This window comes from Arcticibacter sp. MXS-1 (assembly GCF_041902385.1).
Lineage (GTDB): Bacteria > Bacteroidota > Bacteroidia > Sphingobacteriales > Sphingobacteriaceae > Arcticibacter.
Genome location: NZ_CP169244.1, coordinates 403512 through 423246, shown reverse-complemented (window position 1 = coordinate 423246; position 19735 = coordinate 403512). Strand labels below are relative to the sequence as shown.

Sequence of the window (19735 nt, the reverse complement as noted above, 5' to 3'; positions counted from 1 at the left end):
CTTTCCCTTCTCTGCACGAAGGTTGCCTCGCGTAAGCAGGGCGCAAAGCCTGCCCCAGGCTGCAGTATCAGTGGGATAGGCCAGCAGGCTGGGGCCATCGTGCAGGTCCAGACGACATGCCGGAATTAGGGTGATTCCCCTGCTTTTAGCGGCTATATGTGCACGAACCACACCTGCTACACTGTTGCGGTCGGTGATGGCAATCTTCTTATAGCCTAATTCTGCAGCCCGCACTGCCAGTTCTTCCGGATGTGAGCCTCCCAGCATGAATGAGAAGTTGCTTGTTACCTGTAACTCTGCGTACGTCATGATCTTCAGGCAAAAAAACCGTGTATATACCATTGAGATTGCTGTCCGTCGTAATGCCCCGAACGGAAAAGCCAGTAACGGCAGCCCTCTTCGTCTTCCACAATATAATAGTCGCGATGCTGACCCTGGTCGTGCCACCATTCACGCTCAATGCGTTCTGCGTCGTCCGCTTTTTTTACAACATGCCGTTTTCCTTTATAAATGAACAGCATAGGAGGGTTATCGGGCAGGAGGGCTGATACTTCAATCCGTTCCGGTTGGGGCAATAGGAGTGAGGGACGTCGTTTTCCTGTCCTCCAGGAGCTGGCCGATTTTTCAGTAAGTGATTTTGCAGTCCGTATAGATTGTTCGGGCCAGTAACGTTCCTGAGGGAGATAGCGTTTGATTGCTTCAGACCCTAACTTGTTCGCAATCCGGTCGAGCAGTTCTGCTAAAGCCGTATGTTCCAGTCCGCATTCTTTTGATGCCCAGAGTGCTTCCTGTTCGGTTGACAGATCTTCTACTTTAGGCGCTTCCAATGTGAAAAGCTCAATGCCCAGAGCTGGTTCGATCTGCGGGATCTTAAGCTCAAATAGTTTGAACAGATGTGATACCTGCGCAGAGGGGCGATTGGTTCCGATGCTTAGTGACAGGGTTTTTCCATCTATCCGGAATCCCTTCAGTACTGCAGATCTCAATCCTTTTCCTTCTTTCTGAAGCCGGAGGCAGAGCATTTCGAGCAGTTTTAGAATGGCCTGCTCAATAGCAGGGGCTGTACGGATGGGTTCAAGAAAAGGCAGTCGTTCCTGGTAGGGTTCAACCGGCTGTAGGAGCTGAAGCGCTTCGTCACGCTGACCTAGTGCCTGATCAAGCCTTAAGAGCAAGGGCTCTCCAAAGCGTCGTCTTAAGGCTGTGCGCGGTATTCCCAGAAATTTTTGAATGCTGTAGAAGCCCAGTTTTTGTAAGCGTTCAAGGATTTCTGATTCGAGTCGCAGCGCGGCGGGAGGGAAGGTGAGCAAAGCATGAGCCTGCTCTCCGGGAGGGACCACCTGTCCGTTTTTGCCGAAGCGTGAAACTGCCCAGGCTGCACCAGCTGTATCTGCTATTGCGCCCCGTACATAAAAGCCTTTTTCTTTAAATGCCCTTAAGATCGTATGCAAATAAGCTTTCTCTCCGCCCCACAAATGGGCACAGCCAGAGGCATCAATGATAAGTCCGTCAGGCAGGTCGCAGGCTACAGCCGGAGAATAACGGATGCACCATTCTCCGGCCCGCTTTAAGAGTCTGGCCGCTGTTCCCGGGACCTCATTGAGCACGTCGAGGCCGGGGATCACTGCTTTGGCGTCGGCTGCAGTAGTGCCGGGACCAATGCCCTGTGCCTCAGCAAGTGCGCTGGCGGCGGTAACTGTCAGCCGGTTGTGTTTGGGGGCAACCAATACCAGCGGCTTGTCTTTCAGTTCTGGCTTTTGGATGGTCGTCCAGTCGGTCAGCAGATATGGAAACCAAAGGGAAACGAAGCGCTTTTGCATATTATCCTGCATTTAAATGATGGATCACTTCAGGCAGAGCCACAGATTCTTCTATTACACTAAAGCCCTGGTTATTCCATTCCAGCTTCCAGATGCCAGGATTTCCGTTCCGTACCCGGAGCAATTCTACCTGCCAGCGCGGAAAGCCGACCCCAGGAAGCTTATCTTCGGTATAACTGGTTAGGGGGTGATCTGCCACCTGGCTACACAGATCGTGCTGCTTAGTTTTTTGAGGTTGTTCCGTAAGATGAATCCCGTTACTTTGCTTGATTCCACTGCCAGCTGCAGCCTCCGCGATTGCGCAAATGTGATTGCGTCTACCTCTGCAATGACGGCCGCGAGCCCCTCGCACTTGAGTGCTTCTTCCGCAGCCCAGAGGACATCCCTTTCGCGCGCCAGGTCAATGAAGATCAGGCGATCTGCTTCCGCATTAAAAGCATTAAGGGAGGGAGGGAATAGCTTTCTGCGGGTGCTGATCCATAGGCAAACACCTTCTTTGGCTGATAGAGACGTTAACAGACCGGCCAGAAACCCGCATGTGGCTGCTGATCCTTCTGCTGTGGGGCAGAGCATTTCATGGATGGTACCTGTGGGAAAAATTCCATTGGGGAAAGCCTGCTCAATAGGACCCAGACCTATTCTGCGATGGTTGTCGGCTGTTGCCGGATTGAAGCCCTGCCAGCGTAAAATGTCCTTTTGCAGGCGGTTGATTATTGCTGCTTTTGCTTTCTCCATCATTTAATGACTTATGTTATCGTTTACACTTCCCCATCGCTGCATGTAGCAGCGGAACAGAGATGTCGTGACCTTCCGGGGTCTTATCGTGTATTTCTTTTACTAAATATTGTAGTGTTTTGTTTCAGTGTTGTTTTTGTTTTACAAAGTTAAAGCTAAATATTTTAGTATAGCAAGTATTTAGAAAAAACAGGTCCGCCATCTTTTTCATAGTCTGCTCATCATTTACTGTCCAGGGTACGACCTCCACTTTTGCTTCGTGAGCGGCTTTAATAAAATATTCGTTTACAAGCGTATAGTAGGGGTTGATATATTGGGGGTTGGAGCCCGGGTTTCTGATGTTTTTCGGCAAGGCTGGCTGACGGGGAGTTTGTGCAGGATGCGCGATAAAACAGAACGTACATGCTGCTTGTTATAGCAAGCGCTGCTCTTTCCGGTGCCCGCACTATTGCGGGCCCGCATTATTCATGCTCTCAGGAAAAGGCGGTTAGTTAGCAAACAGAAACAGGAGATGAAAACCGAACTTCAGAAAATGCTGGATGGTGAGCTCTACGAAGCCTGGGACGAGGAGCTGGTGACGATGCGTACCCGGGCAAGAAGCTTGCTTGAGCAGTATAATCGCCTGATGGCTGGCAGCGCAGAAGAAAAAACGCTTGTGCTGAGGCAGCTCCTGGGCAAGTGCAGCACCATCGATATTCAACCTCCGTTCTTTTGCGATTACGGCTCGAATATAGAAGCCGGCGAGAACTTCTTTATGAACTTCAATGGCGTGATACTCGACTGTGCAAAGGTGACCATTGGCAATAATGTGCAGTGCGGACCGCTTGTACAGATCTATACCGCATACCATCCGCTCATTGCAGAAGAGCGGATCAAGGGCCCTGAGCTTGCCTCTCCAATTACTATTGGGGACAATGTATGGATAGGAGGGGGAGCTATTATTTGTCCGGGCGTAACCATTGGCCGTAATACAACGATCGGCGCGGGAAGCATCGTTACAAAGGACATTCCGGAAAATGTATTTGCTGCAGGCAATCCCTGCCGCGTGATCAGGGAGCTTTAGGCTGTTGGCTGTTGGCTGTTGGCTGTTGGCTGTTGGCTGTTGGCTGTTGGGCGGTTACTGCTTTCGGGAAGCAGCGATCGATGATCGGCTTTCAGATTCTGTGTTAAGAACCAAATAAAGGAAAAATAATTATTACTATTTTTGTATAACCAAGGCGGCCTTGAGCCAGCCTGTTTAGAGTAGCGATCTTTGATTGCTACTCTAACTATTTTAAGCTGTTTGTCGTTCTACATTCTTTAGTACCGGTACTTTTTGTAAATAGTCTTTATCGTAGAGGTTGCCATTCCGGTAAAGAGTGAACATCAAGGCCAGCAGTTTTCTTTGCACAGCTACCGCAGCTTTCATCTTAATACTTTGTTTCTCTATAATCCTGAGGTAGACCGCCTTAAAGTGGGGATCATGCCTGATAGCAGTAAGGGCAGGAAAATGCATTGCTTTCCTAAGATGCCTGTTCCCTCTTTTAGATATTTGAGCCTTTCCCTTTACTGAAGTGCCGGATTGTTTCTCTTTTACGTCTAGGCCAGCGTAGGCGGTCAGTTGTCTTTGATTACGGATAAGATCAAAGCCGTTAGTTTCTGCCAGTACGGTCACTGCCGTTAGAGGGCCTACACCTGGAATGCTAGTGAGAAGTTTGACTGCTGCGCTTACTTTTTGATTTTCAAGCAGCATTTCACTGATTTCGGTCCAGATCTCTGTTGCCTGATCCTTTAACAACTTCAGCCGTATCTCAAGCCTGCTAAGAGTACCTTGATTAGGCTCTGCTTCAGCCATTTCAGCATGCTTCTGATTTTGTAGTTGGGTTAACTCCTGCTGCAGCTGATCCCTCTCTCGGGTAAGCTGCCTGAGCCGTTTATAGAGAGGAGATGGGCGCTTCCAGTTTTCCAGCTTGCGTTCTAAACCAAACAGGCAGATCGCTTCACTGGCACTTTTGTCTGTAATAGTCCTTACCTGCAAGGTTCTGAAGTAATTACTGATCTTATTGGGAAGGATGATACTTACTGCACATTCTTGCCCGACAAGATAGTAGGCTAGTGCTTCATGATACACTCCTGTAGATTCCATCACGTAACGTACCTCTACTTGTTCATCGGTATACTTCTTTACCCATTCACGCAGGTCATTAAATCCTTTGCTGTTATTGGTGAAAGTTTTATGTCCGGAAAGCTGGGGAGTCCATTGCTGGTCCATTTTTCCTAGTGATACAACTAATTCTTTTTGGGCTACATCAATGCCCACGACTTGCTTTACTACGATTTTCATACCAATTCTCTTTTTTCAAAGTGAAAGTCTCTCTCCGTTTTTTCTCCTGGTTGGATATCCTGGATATACCCCTATCGGTATTCCTTACATTCTGTTCAAACTCTAAGAGAGTAAAAAGGATGAGGCTGAGATCTGAAAGTCTGCATACCTTGAGGTTGCTTAGCGATCAGTGTGCTCTCACCCTTTTTCACTTTTTTCTTCAAATTTATCGGTATCTTATCTCTTTTATCTCCTCAATATCTGCACTTTTCTTTACCCTGCAAACATAGGAGCAATCGGCAATCGGCAATCAGAGAAATAGCTCCTGGTAGGAGGGCTAAGAAGTAGCAATCGGCTTTCGGCAATCGGCTTTCAGGAAAATAGGTCCTGGTAGTTGGCGTCAGAGAAGCAGCAATCGGTTTTCCCTTCTCAGCTTTCAATGGCCTCTCCTTCGCGATCAGAGAACCAGCTGCTGATATCCGTATCCGAGAAGTAGCAATGCGCTTTCGTATGCTGGGGGAATAGCCATAAGTTTAGCAAAAACGAGGCTAAATGTGCTTGCTGTTCACGCAACTTCAAAAAGCCAACTGCTAACCGCCTGTCGGTTATACATCAAGGGAGTCGTAGACCACTACCTTCTCCCAGAGGTGACTGCAGTTTTTAATAAATTCCTGATGGATAGGGTGGCTTTGATAAGTAGCCTGACCTTGCAGGTCCTCGAAGAACATTAGTTCTGAAACCGACCAGGTCGTATCTACCACCTCGCGTTTCTCAGTGCTGGCAATCACGCCCACCCGCAACTCTTTTACAGTGGGGATTTTGGCCAGTGTCTTTAGTCCTGCTATAAGCCGGTTGCGGTCCTCCTCTGAGGAGGGGTTCTTCAGCCAGAAGAATACATGATGGGCTACCGGGTTCTTGACCCTGATGCTGCTGAAGGGGACGGCTGATGCTGCTGTCGTTCCGGCTACAATGGTTGCTGCAGAGGTTAGGAACCTCCTTCTGTTAGTTTTTCTCATTGGGTTGACGAATGGTGGTTCAAAATACTAATTTACAGGAAGAAAGTAAAATATTCATGAGCTGGACTGTCAGCAATAAAAGTGTTGCCTGTACTTTATGTCCTGTTCAAACACTAAGTTCACGGGGAAGACTTGTACACTGCTATTGCGCTGCCTGTACTTTATGTTGTTCAAGCCCCGCGAAGTGATGTTCAGTAGACTTTAAAAAATCAATTTGCGATCTTAATAACGCAATCTGATGCTTATAAAAGCGACTTTTTACCGCTGGCTTCCAAATCTGAAAAATTCAAAGTCGGCATACCCCTTTGACTCCATCAGCGAGGGTGACAAGCAGATCAATCCTAACTTTGCTCCGATCCAGGTGCCCTGCTGCACGGAGTAAGCATCGCCATAGTCTTTAAAGTCAGAACCGTTCAGGCTGTACGAATAGCGGCAGGTGCCATCTTCTGTAATGCTCACCCGTAACCACACCTTTCCGGCGGAGGCGGGGAGCTCAGAAGCTTTTTGGGCATCAGAAACTTTCTGTTCTCCCTTTTACCCTCATACAGGACCAGAGAGTTGCCGCTGGCTTCCTTTTCCAGACAGAGGAAGGTGAAGTAGTTGCCCGCAACACTCAGGCCAGCGCGGTCTCCGTCCTGTTGGGGGTGGAAGTTAACCGCTGTGGTAACAGTGAACGCCGGTGCCGGAATCTTTTGCAGCAGCAGATTGGGCGTATAGAAGAGGCTGCCACTGTCGGTAGGGTTGGATATGGCCATCAGACGGATGCCTTTTCTTTCTTTGCTGAGTTGATACCAGTCCTTCTGGGGGGCTCCCTGCCACTGCCATTGCAAGCCCAGCTTCCCGGTGCTGAAGTCATCGTCTGTCTGAGGTACGGTAACAGGAAAGTTAGCACGGCCCACGTTGGGCTTCTTGAAGCTGAGCACCGGCTCGCCAGTACCGTCTCCATCCTGGTCAATACCAGCCACTGGCCATCCATTTTTCCATTGAACGGGCTGCAGGTGTACGATGCGCCCGTAAAATCTCTTATCCTGGAAATGTACGAACCACCATTCGCCCGTTTGCGTCTCTACAATCCCTCCCTGATGGGGGCCGTTCACCGTACTGTTTCCCTGGTGCAGGATGATCTTATCTTCGTAGGGGCCGTAGATGTTACGGGAGCGGAACACCGACTGCCATCCTGTTTGTACGCCTCCGGCCGGCGCACTAAAGTAATAGTAGCCGTCGCGCTTGTCCATAAATTTAAATCCTTCCAGCACGGGCTGTTTGCGGTCATCGCGGTAAATGATCTTGCCGTTGTCAAGAAGCCTCGTTCCGTCGGGCGTCATCTTATGCAGAATGGCAGGGCCGGCACCTACAGCTCCGCGGAGCAGATAGGCCTGCCCGTCATCGTCCCAGAACGGACAGGGGTCTTCCCAGTTAGTCACCTTCTGCACCAGTCGCAGCGTCCATTTGCCTGAAGGGTGCTTTGCTGTTGCCATAAACAGCCCGTCTTCAGGGGTACAGAAATACACATAAAAGAGTCCCCCGTGATAACGGATGGATGGCGCCCATGAGCCTTGTCCAGGCTGAACCCTCTCGTACCGCTGCAAGGGGAGGCGGTCGTACACATGGTTGATAATCGTCCAGTTCACCAGATCCTTAGAATGAAGAACCGGAATCCCGGGCTGGCAATTGAAGCTGGAGGCGACCATGTAATAGTCGTCGCCTACCCGGATTACATCCGGATCGGAATAGTCGGCATGAATGATGGGATTTTTATAGGTGCCGTCGGCCTTGTCGGGCGTCCAGATCTGGCTTTTTGCAGTAAGGCAAATGCCGCATAATATCATCGCGATAATGTACTTATACATCTCTTTGAAATTCTAAATGTTTTACAAACGGCGGGGAAGAACAGGTTAGCAAGCTGCATTATATTGAAGAGACAGCAATGCCTGTTTTCCAGTCGCCTGAAAAAAGTCTAACGAATAGTATAATTGTGATTGCGGCACTCCCTATGATTCGAATTACAATTAAGCAACAAAAAACTGATCGCGCAAGTAAAATGTTGTTAACAAGCAAGGAATCTGAGTTATATTCGCTTAACAAACTGATCCCTTTATGCTCAATAAAGTGCGCGAGCGCGCAGGAGTGCCGCTATACGGCTCAGCCGCTTATCCCTCTGCCCAGTATCCCAGCCTTGATCTGGCCATTGAGCACGAGCGGAGAGTAGAGCTGGCCATTGAGTTTCAGAGAGGCTTTGACCTGCGCCGAACGAATCGCGCAGTTCCTGTGCTGGGCGCAAAAGGGAAGCCTGTTACGGCTGAGAAGCTGCTCCTCCCATACCTGAGATTGTCAGACAGCAAAATTCTGCTATTACACAGAATAAAGGTTATTAAATTAGCAGCACTAACCCATATTCCTTAAATGAAGAGATCATTTTTAAAAGCGTTATTCGCATGCGCCCTGTATCTTACAGCCGGAACACGCTTGTTCGCACAGGACTTTAATGTCACCGCCTTTGGTGCTGTAGCCGACACCACAAAGCTGAGTACTGCCGCAATCAATAAGGCAGTGGATGCCTGTTATCGCAATGGAGGAGGCCGCGTGGTTATCCCCGCTGGAAATTTCAAGAGCGGCACCATCGTCCTGAAAGACAATGTTGAACTCCATCTGCAAAGAGGGGCGGTGCTGTATGCAAGCACGCGTCATGCCGACTTCCCCGCTCAGCAGCGGCCAGAATACCGCTCTCAGAAGGACCCGGGAGGCTGGTATGCGTTCATCTACGCCGTAAATGCAAAGAATATCGCGATCAGCGGCGCCGGTACTCTCGACGGACGCGGTGCCTCTCAGAGCCCAAGGCCAGGACTTCCTCAGGGAGATCTTGACGGAAGGCCGCGGAACGTTCTTTTCATCTCCTGCCAGAATGTTTCGGTAAAGGATGTCAGCATGCGTAATGCCGGGATCTGGAACCAGCACTATCTGAATTGCGAAGATGTCATTGTTGACCGCATCAACGTCTACAATCACGCCAACCGGAACAATGACGGTATTGATATTGACGGATGCCGCCGTTTCGTGTTATCCAACAGCATTATCGACTCGGACGACGATGCCATCGTGCTGAAAAGTACAGGAAGTGCGGGATGCTCTGACGTGGTGATCACCAACTGCATTACCAGCAGCTACACCAATGCGATTAAGTGCGGCACTGAATCTACAGGCGGCTTCAAAAACATTACGATCAGCAACTGCGTGGTCAAGCCAACAAAAAGCAAGGAGCCGCCCATCTTCGGCAGGACGAACATCGGCATTACAGCCCTCTCACTAGAGATTGTTGATGGCGGTATTATGGATGGCGTCAACGTGAACAACATTGTAATAGAGGGAACGGAGTGCCCCATCTACGTGCGTCTGGGAAATCGTGCCAGGAAGTACATGGAAGGAATTCCTACACCTCCCTCCGGCACGATGAGGAACGTGCGCATCAGCAATATAACGGCTTATAATACGGGCAACTATTGTTCTTCCATTACGGGGGTGCCTGGTGCTTTGATCGAGAACGTATCTGTCGACCATGTTACCTTCCGAAATGCCGGAGGACTGAAGTCCGGAGAGTACATCGCCCGTCACGATCTTGTTTCTGAGGACGAGAAAGGGTATCCCGAGCCAACAGTCTGGAAAGCGCTGCCCTCTTCTGCCTTCTTTATCCGGCATGTGAAGGATATTGCTCTTTCGGATATTGTACTTGCATCGGAAAAGCCGGATGAGCGTACGGCTGTTATTGCGGTAGATGTTTTGAACCTAAGCATTGAACGGATGCGTACGCTCAGCGGAGCCGTTCCTGAAGTGCAACTGATTGATGTGAAACAGGCCAGGACAGAACCAGGATTAAAACGACGGGATTAAGGAGAAAGAGGCTGGCGGAAATGATTGATACTACCGCTGCTCTAACCCTTGGGGCCTACTCTTCTTCGCAAGCTCTCCAAAAACCTCGGATCGTGCCGCAGTGGTATCAATGGTTATTCTTCCATTTCGAATAACCGGGTTTGGAAGGCGTTTTAATTTAAGCCTCTGCTGTTAGCGTTAATTTGACAGAAAGGGATCGTGATGCTAAGTATCAGAACAATCAGCAGGATCAGGGAATGCGAATCCATGATCCTGCTGATTAGAGAGGGGGCTGATAGCCCCTTGGCATTTTAGTGACGCTCTTTTGTTCTTTGAACCAAATTATGGAATAGGGATGTACGTCCCAAGTTTTGCACTCATCAAGATTTGTAAAAGGCTGACTTAAAAGCCGCCTTTAGGAGAAAAGCGATTTAAAAGGTATATTATTCTTGTTGATCGCTAAGGATAAGTAATGAGTGAATTAACTAAACGGCTGTTAACGAAAAAGAGGCTGAAATCAATTATGATACAGCCTCTTTTTTTCCTGAACTCAATGTTTAAGTCTCGCTTTTCTGGAGGCGTCAACCAAGTAAGCTCCCGCTTTCGTTTGATTCGGAAGTTTCTAATGAAGACTTTAACTTTAGGAGCGAACCAAGTAATCTCCGGCTTTCATTTGATTGGAAGCCTTTAATCAAGCCTTTGACTTTAGGAGCAAACCCTGAGCTTCAGCTTTCGCCCCGTTTGAAAGCTCAGATCATGAATATTTCCTCAGGAACTTCCTTTTTCTTCAACGCCCATAAAAACGTTCAGATAACTTTCTTCAGCATTCAGGTGCGCGACTTTCTGAATGTTTCTTCCGAACCAAGGAGGTGCCTTAGAAATTTATAGCAGCGCCTCCATCCACGGGCAGCACCACCCCTGTGATGTATCTCGCCGCTGGTGAGGATAAGAATACCACCGCGTTTCCTATGTCTTCCGGTGTCCCGAATCCAGGCATTGCTATTCTGTTCACTATTTTCTCTTTCCTCGCCGGATCTGCGTTCACAGCATTCAGAAACATAGGCGACTCGATCCATCCTGGTGCAACGGTGTTTACCCTTACTTTGTCCTTTGAAAACTCGGCCACCAGATTATTCATCAGTCCGGTAAGCGCCGCCTTTGAGGTTCCGTAGGCTGACACCCGGTCAATTCCAAAGATGCCAGCCATTGAGCCTATGAAGATGATCGACCCGCTTTGGCCGGCGGTCATATGTCTGGCGCATTCCCTTGATAAAGAGAAGACTGAAAGCAGATTGGTTTGCATAATCCGCGCAAACTCGTCGTCGCTTGTTTCCAGTGCTGTCTTTTTGAGATGAATGCCGGCATTGTTGACCAGAATGTCAATCTTCTCGTATTCTGAGTTTAGGGAAGCCACAAAAGCGGGAATTTCGGCTGTGTTTGTTACGTCGAAAACTCTGTACTGCGCCTGTTCCCCTAACTCTGCTATGGCTTGTTTTAATACCTCTTCCCTTCTTCCGGTGATCAATACCCTGGCACCTGCTGCTATCAAGGCTTTGCTGATGCCAAGTCCGATGCCGGTACCGCCTCCTGTTACAAGTGCAACTTTCCCCTTCAGGGAGAACGCTTCAGCAGCCGTTACCATACGATTTCTGTTAAGTGATCATCAATAAAGTTGAAGCCCCATCCTGGTTGCTCATGCGGATAAGCAAATCCGTCTTTTATCACCATCGGGTTGTCGATCAGCGGATCTATCCAGTCGAACGATTCAACTCCTATGCCGTTAGGTGCAGAGCAGACAAGAGGAACGTCATAGTCCTTGTAATAGTGAGGCAAAACTGGCACATGATAGCTGTGAGCCAGAGCCGCACTCTCACGCCATGCTTCCACTCCGCCGATCCTCAGAAGGTCGGGCTGCCAGATATCGATTGCCTTCCGTTGCAATAGCTGAGAAAGGGGAAGCGTATCGTATTCCCGCTCTCCCATTGCAAGCGATATCCCTGTTTGCTGTTTTAGTGCCTGATAACTGTCGAAGTCCTGATGATGAACAGGTTCTTCAAACCAGAAGATGTCGAGATCCCTTGCTGCTCTTGCAAGTTGTATAGCCGCAGGCAGGTTCATGCCCTGGTTGGCATCCATCATGATGTTCACCTTGTTCCCAACCGCATCACGAACTATCTTCAGTCGTTCCAGGTCCCTGCGCCAGTCAGGAGATCCTACTTTAATCTTTACTGCTGAGAAGCCGCGACTTACATAGTTAGATACCTCTTCCACCAGTTCATCGGGTGTGTACGAAATCCAGCCGCCGCTGCCATAAATAGCGCACTTGTCGCGACTGGTGCCCAGGAGTTTAGCAATAGGCTGGCCCAAACACTTGCCCCATGCATCCCACATGGCCACATTTACGGCCGCCTGTACCCATCGATTGATACCCGAATTCCCGAAGTATTCCGATACTTCGTCCATCTTTTGGAAAACCTTGCCGGTATCACTCACCGAATACCCCTTCACCAAAGGCAGGAGATCTTTAAAGGCGCCCTGAATAGCATTTGGAGAATACTGGAACGACAGGAGGTACGACTCGCCCACTACGCCGTTCTCCAGCCTTAGCCGCAGAACAAGAAAGGATATCTCATGAAGGGTGTGCGTCGCATCGGCTATCGGCTTCTTAAGCGTTGCGACCGCTTTATATAGCTTATAATCACGAATGTTAACAGAAGAACTCATCGTCTTTTTAATTTAGTTTCAAGTGGTAAAACCGCCCGACAGTGATAAAGACCTTCTCAGCAGGGCTTTTGCACCTCCTTCGGCAGCTTGCCAAAATTAAAGCGGCGGGCTTCGCTTCTTTAGCCTTTTTTGGCTATTTTACCGCCATATATTGCCCGCGGTGAGAAAGAAGGTTTTTGTACATCTTGAGTCTGGAAGAGGATATAGTCGGGACATCCTGAGGGGTATCTATGCTTACAACAACCGGGTGAGCCATTGGGATATCATCTTCGAACCGGCCTATTTCCTGAAAACCCGGCAGGCGAAAAACAATTTAAGCATTATTAAGGCAGTAAAGCCCGATGGCTGCATTGTGGAGTTCGGCGATAATATAGCGGAAATGAGCCGTCTCGGCATCCCCATTATTCAGGTTACTTCAGTGAATCATTTTCCGGATATCCCTTATGTGAAAGGCAATTATGATACGGATGGGGAGCTCGCCGCGGCATATTTCAGAAAAAAGGATTCCGCAATCTCGCCTTCTTTGGGATCGAGAAACTTGAATGGTCGGTTGCGCGCCTTGCCAGTTTTGAAAAGAGGGCAGGGCAGTGGGGCGCAGCATTCTACTCCTATCTCCTCAAAGGCAACGAGCGCGATGTGCTTTCACATAATTTCGGGGAGCTGATTTCCTGGCTAAAGGGCCTTCCCCGTCCAACAGGGATCTTATGTTGTAATGACGATTTCGGGCAGATACTGATCAATGCCTGCTCAATGGCAGGAATAAAGGTGCCGCATGAGATCGCAGTCCTTGGAATTGATAACGACGAGCTCATCTGCAACATCACGTATCCTAATCTTTCAAGTATCTCACGGAACCACTATCAGACCGCCAACACCATTTGCACCATGCTTAGCGACCTGATGAACGGAAAGCAACCCGGGGAGAAAGTGATCCTGACGGAAGCAGCTGAAGTTATAGAACGGGCGTCTACCGATACGGTGGCAGTAGAGGATGAAGAGGTCACAAGAGCGATAAGCTATATCACAGCAAACCTGGGCAAGCAGCTCGGCGTCGCAGAAGTAGCTGCTCAGGGGGCCCTGTCGATAAAAGCACTTAACAATAGGTTCAAAGTCGCCACAGGCCATAGTATTCATGAGGAGATTCAGCTTCGCAGACTGAGTCGCTTTAAGCAGTTGCTCTTAGACAATAAGAGTATCAAGGAAATCGCTTTTGCTTTGGGATTTCCCGATGATAGTCACATAAGCCGCTGGTTCTCCAATCTCGAGGGGCAAAGTCCCATTGAGTGGAAGAAGAAATTTTCAGAGCACTTTCAGCCAGGCAGCCAAACGTCAGTTCACCGTTCTCATCGCGACTGAGCTTTCCTGAATTTAAGGCTCGTCTCCTTCGCGCATTTCATCTACGCTTTTTCCAAAAGAAGTTACGGAGATCAGGTGACAGATTTTCTCAAGTCCTTAAAAACTGCCAGGTCAGCTTATTTAAACCAAATGATTTCGGCAGAGATGCCGGTTGTATCCATAAAAGGAAATTGAGAATGTAATGCCCGAAAAATAAAAGAAGGGGCCGAAATCACGTGTGATTCAGCCCCTTTTTAGATGGACAACATTTCTTAGAACTTATAAGCCAAACTCGCTGAGAAGCTCCTAAGTTTCTGCGGATTCATGGTCGAATACCCGATCCAGTAGTGCTCATTTGTGATGTTATCAGCCTTTAGTCCAATACGGTAGGCCGGGCGGTCATAGAAGACCGTCGCGTTCAGTACCGTGTATGCCGGGAGTGTAAAAGTCCCCATTGATACGCTGTTCAAAATTTTGTTATCGCTGGCGTAGTTGCCGCCGAAGCCAAAGCCCAGACCTTTCAGCTGACTTCCCGGAATCCGGTAGCTCAGCCAGAGGTTCGCAAGGTAAGGAGATCCAGCTGTTGTAGGACGGAGACCGTTCACATCTGCATCGGCTTTGTCGTATTTAGAGTCGTTATAGCTGAAACCTGCAATCACGTTAAGTCCCATCACCGGGTTGCCAATCATTTCAAACTCCAGGCCTCGGCTCAGCTGAGTGCCATCCTGAACGCTCGTCAGAGGTGCTCTGAGGTCTGTCCTGAGCATGTTTTTCACTTTGATGTCGTAGTAGCTCAGAGTGGTGGTCAATCTTCCGCCCAGAGCATCCACCTTCACACCTCCTTCAAACTGATCAGCCTGTTCAGGCTTGGCGCTTGTGACGATAGGCGTTGACGGATCAGCCGGATTATAAGCCGCATACGTATTCTGATTCTTAAAGGCATTCTGGTAATTCGCAAAAAGCGAGACCTGATCCTTTACCAGCTGGTATACGGCTCCGAACTTGGGCGATAAAGCCGTTTGGCTGTACGATTTAACCGGTACGCCTACAGTCCCTCCTTTATTGTCAAAATGATCGAGGCGAAGGGCTGCAAGAATACTCAGGCGGTCGCTCAGATTAAGCACGTCTGATGCAAAGGCGCTATAGGTATTGCTTTTCTCAACAGAAGGGTAGACGCCTCCCCCTCCACGCGCATAAACTGCCGACATATTCTGAGCATTGAAGCTGCCATAGTTGAAGCCGGGAGAATTCATGGGAACTGCATCAAGATAGCCCCAAACAAAGTGCTGGTCTGAATTGATACGCAGGAAGTCAAGGCCTACAACCAAACGGTTCCTTAGAGAGCCGATCCGGAAATCGCCAATGAAGTTCTGCTGAATTTCGAAAATATCGCGTTTGCTGTCTCTTGTCGACTGGTCGTTTCTAAGCAAATAATTCGATTTGCCTGCATCAGCGGGGTTTTTAGTAATTGAAGAGTCCGGTGCCAGATAGAAATAAGGACCAAAGCCGTCAGAATAGCTATGACTTGCCGTGATGTTGGTCGACGATGTGAACTTTTCTGACAACTTGTAATTTACCTGACCAAAGAGGTTAGAGCTTCGCGATTTCTGGAACAGGTCGTCGCCTATGTAACTCTGCTTGTAATCAAGATTCACCTGGTCGGCACGCGTGACACCAAGCACAGAAGTCGGCGTGTTAAAGAAAATGATCTGCTTGCCAATGTTTTTGCCTGAAATAAACTCCGCATCGAGGTTCACTGTCAGCCGGTCATTCGGCTTGTACTGCAAGCTGGGTGTAATAGCAACGTTTCTTGAAAATCCCACATTCTGGAAGCTTCCTTCGTGATTGTATGCCGCATTGACGCGGAATAGGAGCGTTTTAGAGGGTGCAAGAGGAGTATTAATGTCGACACTCCCGCGATAGAAGTCGTATGAGCCGCCCGCAATGCCAATTTCTACTGCGGTGGTGTCAAGCGGCTTTTTGGTAACCCGGTTGATAAAACCGCCATACGAACCGAGCGCGCTCCCAAAAAGAGTAGCAGAGGGACCTTTAATCACTTCCAGCCTTTCCAGATTAGCCGCATCGATCGCACTTGAAACACCTCCGGCAATGCCGTTACGCAAATTGCTCTGTATGGTAAAGCCTCTTGAATTATAATAAGCTCCGCCATCGCCTGAGCGGCCCGTTGCTTCCCACATTTTACTGATACCCGGCGCATTTCTGATCGCATCGTCCACAGAGAACACCAGCTGCTCGGTCAGCAGGTCTTTCGTTACCACCGAGTATACCTGAGGGTTCTCCAGGTTCTTCAGGGGCATCTTAGACACAAACTCGCTCTCTGTTTTTGCGAATTTATTCGTCCGCGCGCCCGTAACCGTTATCTCCTGCAATTCAGCAGCATTTTCCCGCATCGTCAGATTCAGGGTCACTACTTCATCGTCTTTAATAGTAAACTTCTTTTCCTGCGACTGCAAACCTACGCCCGAAGTCACCAGTACATAGGAGCCGCTTGAAATATGCAGAATGGCAAAGCTTCCGTTTTCATCAGTCTGCGTCCCCATGCCAGTCCCCTTAATTCTGATGGAGATGGCCACTGCCGGCTTCCCATCGCTGGTTTTCACCGTGCCTTTTACGCCCCCAGAGGGCTGGCCTGCCAGAATAATAAAAGGGTAGATAAGGGATAACAAGAATAGTAACGATCTTTGCATCTTATTTAGATTGAATAAAAACAAGGGCAAAGAAAGTTCTCTTTTGTCAGAAATCAAAACTTATTTAGAATTATTCTACGTACCATGATGTCTTCTTTGAAATGCAGCAAGAATCGGGTTTCATCAGTCTGCTCATCTGCGCAATTTTGTCAGGAAAAAAATGACGATTTATGCGTATTGAAAAATGTTCTGTAAACGATTTACCTGAGATTCTGGATCTTTATGAGGCAGCCAGGGACTTACAAAAAATCCGGAAAATGGTTGTATGGCCATCTTTCAGTGAGGTTTTTATACTGAATGAAATTGCAGAAGGCAGGCAGTGGAAGCTGGTAGAGGGACAGAAAATATGCTGTAACTGGACCATCACGTTTAACGACAAAGAGATATGGGAGGAGAAAGACAAGGACGACTCTATCTTTATCCACAGAATCTGTACAGCGCCCGATTTCAGAGGCAACCGTTATATCGACCATCTCGTTGACTGGGCTAAAGCCTATGCGAGAACTTTGGGCCGAAGATTCATCAGGCTCGACACACTTGGAAATAACACCAGATTGATAAAGCACTATACTTCGTCTGGTTTCGACTTTCTGGGCATCAGCCTGCTAACAAACACAGCGACCCTTCCCCGGCATTATCAGGACAAGCCCAACTGCTGCTTATTTGAGATCGATCTTGAAGGGAGTTACAATTAAGACAGCGCTTGCAGCCGGGGCATCAGAACAGAGGTCGTCCGGCTGCAGCAAACCATGTCATGCCGACGTTGCTGCAGCGGTTCTGATCGCTGCGCTTTTTTTATCCGTACCGGGTAATTAGATTTGCAATGAGACCCGTTAAAATGGCAATTCTGATACAACTCGGTGTAATACAAGGCCTCATCATCAGCCTGGTACTCTGGAACAGGAAGACGGCAAGTAAAACAGCCAACAAGCTGCTGGCTCTCTTTATCGGCTCGCTGTCCCTGGTCAATTTCGAGGACTACCTCATCGCAAGCAGGCATATATTTGTCCTGCCTCACCTCTATGCCGTTTTTTCACCGCTGGTCTTTGCGCTGGGCCCTTTGTTCTTTCTGTATATTAAGCACATCACTCATGGCCAGCTTAGGTTTAAGCCTCAGATCTTATTGCACTTTCTGCCCTGGCTTTTGCTCACCATGCTGCTTGCTTTTACTTTCTACTTTCAGGATGCAACTCTTAAAAAAGCGCAGATCCTGGAAGACTTAAGCGTGGGTGACGACAACCTGTTCACCTACGCCATGATCTTGCAATGTTCCGTTTACGTATGCCTGTCGCTGCGGGAAATTATCAAGCATAACACCAAACTGAAAGATCGTTTTTCCTTCACCGAAGGCCTTACCTTGAAAACGCCTTTTTTTCTGCTTTTCATCCTGCTCGTGATGTGGATGGTATGGGGAATAGGCAAGGTGTTCTTCCCCGGTAAATTGACCAATACAGACGATCTGTTTTTTACCTTGTTCGTCTATGCCTTCGGTTACCTGGCCCTTATGCAGCGCCCCCTGCCCCCGCCCATGCAGAAGGTCGAAGCGGAAGATGACCGTCCTTCCGCCAGAAAACCGCAGGCCAAAAATCTTTCCGACGCAGAAGCAAGGGAACTTTACGAGCAGGTGCGCGGCTACATGGAGCAAAACAAACCCTATCTGCAGAAGGAGCTCGGCATCCAGGATCTGTCAGACCTCACCGGGATAGGTGTCAATCAACTCTCCTCCGTGATCAACAGCATCGGGGGGCAGAATTTTTTTGACTTTGTAAACAGCTACCGGGTAGAGGAGTTCAAGAGGCAGGTTGAGAACCCCGACAATCAGCATTTCACCTTACTCGCTATTGCTTTTGATTGTGGTTTTAATTCGAAAGCAGCATTCAACAGTTTCTTTAAAAAGAAGACCGGACTAACCCCTCCCAGTACAAGTCGGGCCTAAAAACGCAGGAAACGGCCGAAAATGCAGGTCTTGAAACGTAATTCAAGACGACAAGCCCTTCCTCAGACCATAACATTGCAGCAAAAAACAATGTTATGAATAAAAAGATCGTACTCATCGCCCTTGCACTTGTTACAAACACATGCGGCTGCAAGAAGGGGCCGCTTAAGGAAGTAAAGACCGACAATCCCCTGGTTACCGCAACTGATAAGACGGTAGATGAAGCAGCACGTCCCTTTGCCCAACGGAAAGAGATCATAGGATTCAGCATCGGGATACTTCAAAATGGCCGGCGCCAGTTTTACAATTACGGAGAAAAGGCAAGAGATGGAGGCCTTCTGCCCGACAGCCTTACCTCCTATGAGATTGGTTCGGTTAGTAAGACATTCACCGCTCTTATGGTTGCGCATCTGTTTCAGGCCAGACATCTTAGCCTCGACACCAGAGTCAGCTCTCTGCTGCCTGCAAGCATTCCGCCGCTGCAGTACAACGGCAGGTACATGACGGTAAAACACCTCCTCAATCACACCTCCAGTCTGCCCCGTCTTCCGGGAGACCTGGATGCAGGCAGCAACCCTTCTCAGCCCTATGCGCATTACGATAGCACCAAAGTATATAATTACCTTAAGACGCATCCTCTGCAGAAAGAGCCCGGTACTGTATTTGACTATTCCAATCTTGGGATGGGTCTTGCCGGACTGATCGTTGAGCGTTTATCAGGTAAAGCCTACGCCGACTATCTCAGCGATTATATTACCAGTCCTTTGAATCTTAAATACACCACTGCTGATTTCAGCAAAGCGCTTAATCCCGCCTTGCCCTATGACGAAAAGGGCAGAAAGGTTGATTACTGGAATAATCTGCAAGGCTTTAAAGGAGCAGGAGCCATCTATTCCTGCACAGCCGATCTGCTGACGTATGCACAAAAACTAATACAGCCCGATGCCACTCCTCTCAGCGATATTTTAACTCGGGTTCAGATCCCCACATTCAGCGAAGGCAAGTATAAACTGGGATTAAGCTGGTTCTTTCTGCCGTTCAACGGGAAAGAATGCCTGGTGCACGACGGTGGTACAGGCGGATTCAGGAGCTTTATTTACATCAGCCGTTCAACCAACACAGCTGTCGTTGTCCTGTCGAACAACGGCAGCGATGAGATGGCCAAATTGGCTAACGTACTGGCGGAGACGATTATGCGGTAGAAATGCCGGCGAGCAGAACGGCTGAACCGAACCGTTCTGCTGGCCAGTAAACAACAGCTAAAATGACGGCTGTCCGAGGTGTCGATTCACTTAGTT

General features: G+C 48.7%; 18 protein-coding genes and 1 pseudogene. 7 read left to right on the top strand and 12 right to left on the bottom strand.

Annotated features, from left to right (window positions below; genetic code table 11):
* Positions 1-15: 15 nt before the first annotated feature.
* From ACES2C_RS01630 to ACES2C_RS01610, 5 genes and pseudogenes are all read right to left on the bottom strand, one after another.
* Positions 16-267: pseudogene (locus tag ACES2C_RS01630) on the bottom strand (PHP domain-containing protein); the annotation flags it as partial.
* A 47-nt stretch (positions 268-314) separates the two neighbouring features.
* Positions 315-1817 carry a DNA polymerase Y family protein gene (locus ACES2C_RS01625; protein WP_374165284.1) on the bottom strand — a complete coding sequence of 501 codons (1503 nt, stop codon included), beginning with the start codon at positions 1815-1817 and terminating at the stop codon, positions 315-317.
* Position 1818: 1 nt separating this feature from the next.
* Positions 1819-2016: a hypothetical protein gene (locus ACES2C_RS01620; protein ID WP_374165283.1), complete on the bottom strand. Its 198-nt coding sequence runs from the start codon at positions 2014-2016 to the stop codon at positions 1819-1821.
* Positions 1998-2555 carry an ImuA family protein gene (locus ACES2C_RS01615; RefSeq protein ID WP_374165282.1) on the bottom strand — a complete coding sequence of 186 codons (558 nt, stop codon included), beginning with the start codon at positions 2553-2555 and terminating at the stop codon, positions 1998-2000. The genes ACES2C_RS01620 and ACES2C_RS01615 overlap by 19 nt, the downstream gene beginning before the upstream one ends.
* A 121-nt stretch (positions 2556-2676) precedes the next feature.
* Positions 2677-2904 carry a glycerophosphodiester phosphodiesterase family protein gene (locus tag ACES2C_RS01610; protein WP_374165281.1) on the bottom strand — a complete coding sequence of 76 codons (228 nt, stop codon included), beginning with the start codon at positions 2902-2904 and terminating at the stop codon, positions 2677-2679.
* A gap of 159 nt (positions 2905-3063) precedes the next feature.
* Here ACES2C_RS01610 and ACES2C_RS01605 point away from each other — a divergent pair, with 159 nt between their 5' ends.
* Entirely contained in the window at positions 3064-3615 is a 552-nt protein-coding gene (locus ACES2C_RS01605; RefSeq protein WP_374165280.1) for a sugar O-acetyltransferase, read from the top strand.
* A 210-nt stretch (positions 3616-3825) separates the two neighbouring features.
* Here the strand turns inward: ACES2C_RS01605 and ACES2C_RS01600 are convergent, their stop codons facing one another.
* The 4 genes from ACES2C_RS01600 to ACES2C_RS01585 form a co-directional block, all read right to left on the bottom strand.
* Positions 3826-4875: an IS110 family transposase gene (locus ACES2C_RS01600; protein ID WP_374164160.1), complete on the bottom strand. Its 1050-nt coding sequence runs from the start codon at positions 4873-4875 to the stop codon at positions 3826-3828.
* A 584-nt stretch (positions 4876-5459) separates the two neighbouring features.
* A complete protein-coding gene (locus ACES2C_RS01595; RefSeq protein ID WP_374165279.1) occupies positions 5460-5870 on the bottom strand; it encodes a Dabb family protein in 411 nt (136 codons plus the stop codon).
* Positions 5871-6128: 258 nt separating this feature from the next.
* A complete protein-coding gene (locus ACES2C_RS01590; protein WP_374165278.1) occupies positions 6129-6329 on the bottom strand; it encodes a hypothetical protein in 201 nt (66 codons plus the stop codon).
* A complete protein-coding gene (locus ACES2C_RS01585; protein ID WP_374165277.1) occupies positions 6326-7720 on the bottom strand; it encodes a glycoside hydrolase 43 family protein in 1395 nt (464 codons plus the stop codon). Before ACES2C_RS01585 ends, ACES2C_RS01590 begins: the two co-directional genes overlap by 4 nt.
* A gap of 247 nt (positions 7721-7967) precedes the next feature.
* Here ACES2C_RS01585 and ACES2C_RS01580 point away from each other — a divergent pair, with 247 nt between their 5' ends.
* Positions 7968-8273 carry a RagB/SusD family nutrient uptake outer membrane protein gene (locus ACES2C_RS01580; RefSeq protein ID WP_374165276.1) on the top strand — a complete coding sequence of 102 codons (306 nt, stop codon included), beginning with the start codon at positions 7968-7970 and terminating at the stop codon, positions 8271-8273.
* Positions 8274-9755, top strand: coding sequence for a glycoside hydrolase family 28 protein (locus ACES2C_RS01575; protein ID WP_374165275.1), 1482 nt, complete (start codon positions 8274-8276; stop codon positions 9753-9755).
* 853 nt (positions 9756-10608) lie between these two features.
* Here ACES2C_RS01575 and ACES2C_RS01570 read toward each other — a convergent pair.
* Both ACES2C_RS01570 and ACES2C_RS01565 read right to left on the bottom strand, forming a co-directional pair.
* Positions 10609-11376, bottom strand: coding sequence for an SDR family NAD(P)-dependent oxidoreductase (locus tag ACES2C_RS01570; RefSeq protein WP_374165274.1), 768 nt, complete (start codon positions 11374-11376; stop codon positions 10609-10611).
* A complete protein-coding gene (locus ACES2C_RS01565; RefSeq protein ID WP_374165273.1) occupies positions 11370-12458 on the bottom strand; it encodes a mandelate racemase/muconate lactonizing enzyme family protein in 1089 nt (362 codons plus the stop codon). The genes ACES2C_RS01570 and ACES2C_RS01565 overlap by 7 nt, the downstream gene beginning before the upstream one ends.
* Before the next feature lie 486 nt (positions 12459-12944).
* Here ACES2C_RS01565 and ACES2C_RS01560 point away from each other — a divergent pair, with 486 nt between their 5' ends.
* A complete protein-coding gene (locus ACES2C_RS01560) occupies positions 12945-13814 on the top strand; it encodes a substrate-binding domain-containing protein (RefSeq protein ID WP_374166890.1) in 870 nt (289 codons plus the stop codon).
* Positions 13815-14065: 251 nt separating this feature from the next.
* Here ACES2C_RS01560 and ACES2C_RS01555 read toward each other — a convergent pair whose 3' ends face one another.
* The gene (locus ACES2C_RS01555) at positions 14066-16501 is read right to left on the bottom strand and encodes a TonB-dependent siderophore receptor (RefSeq protein ID WP_374165272.1); all 2436 of its coding nucleotides are present in this window, start codon (positions 16499-16501) and stop codon (positions 14066-14068) included.
* Positions 16502-16671: 170 nt separating this feature from the next.
* On the opposite strand from ACES2C_RS01555, the gene ACES2C_RS01550 reads away from it, so the two are divergent.
* The 3 genes from ACES2C_RS01550 to ACES2C_RS01540 all read left to right on the top strand — a co-directional run bounded on the left by ACES2C_RS01550 (position 16672) and on the right by ACES2C_RS01540 (position 19639).
* Positions 16672-17196, top strand: a complete 525-nt coding sequence (locus tag ACES2C_RS01550; protein ID WP_374165271.1) for a GNAT family N-acetyltransferase — start codon at positions 16672-16674, stop codon at positions 17194-17196.
* 143 nt (positions 17197-17339) lie between these two features.
* Positions 17340-18437, top strand: a complete 1098-nt coding sequence (locus ACES2C_RS01545; RefSeq protein ID WP_374165270.1) for a helix-turn-helix domain-containing protein — start codon at positions 17340-17342, stop codon at positions 18435-18437.
* A 95-nt stretch (positions 18438-18532) separates the two neighbouring features.
* Positions 18533-19639, top strand: coding sequence for a serine hydrolase domain-containing protein (locus tag ACES2C_RS01540; RefSeq protein ID WP_374165269.1), 1107 nt, complete (start codon positions 18533-18535; stop codon positions 19637-19639).
* Positions 19640-19735 lie beyond the last annotated feature (96 nt).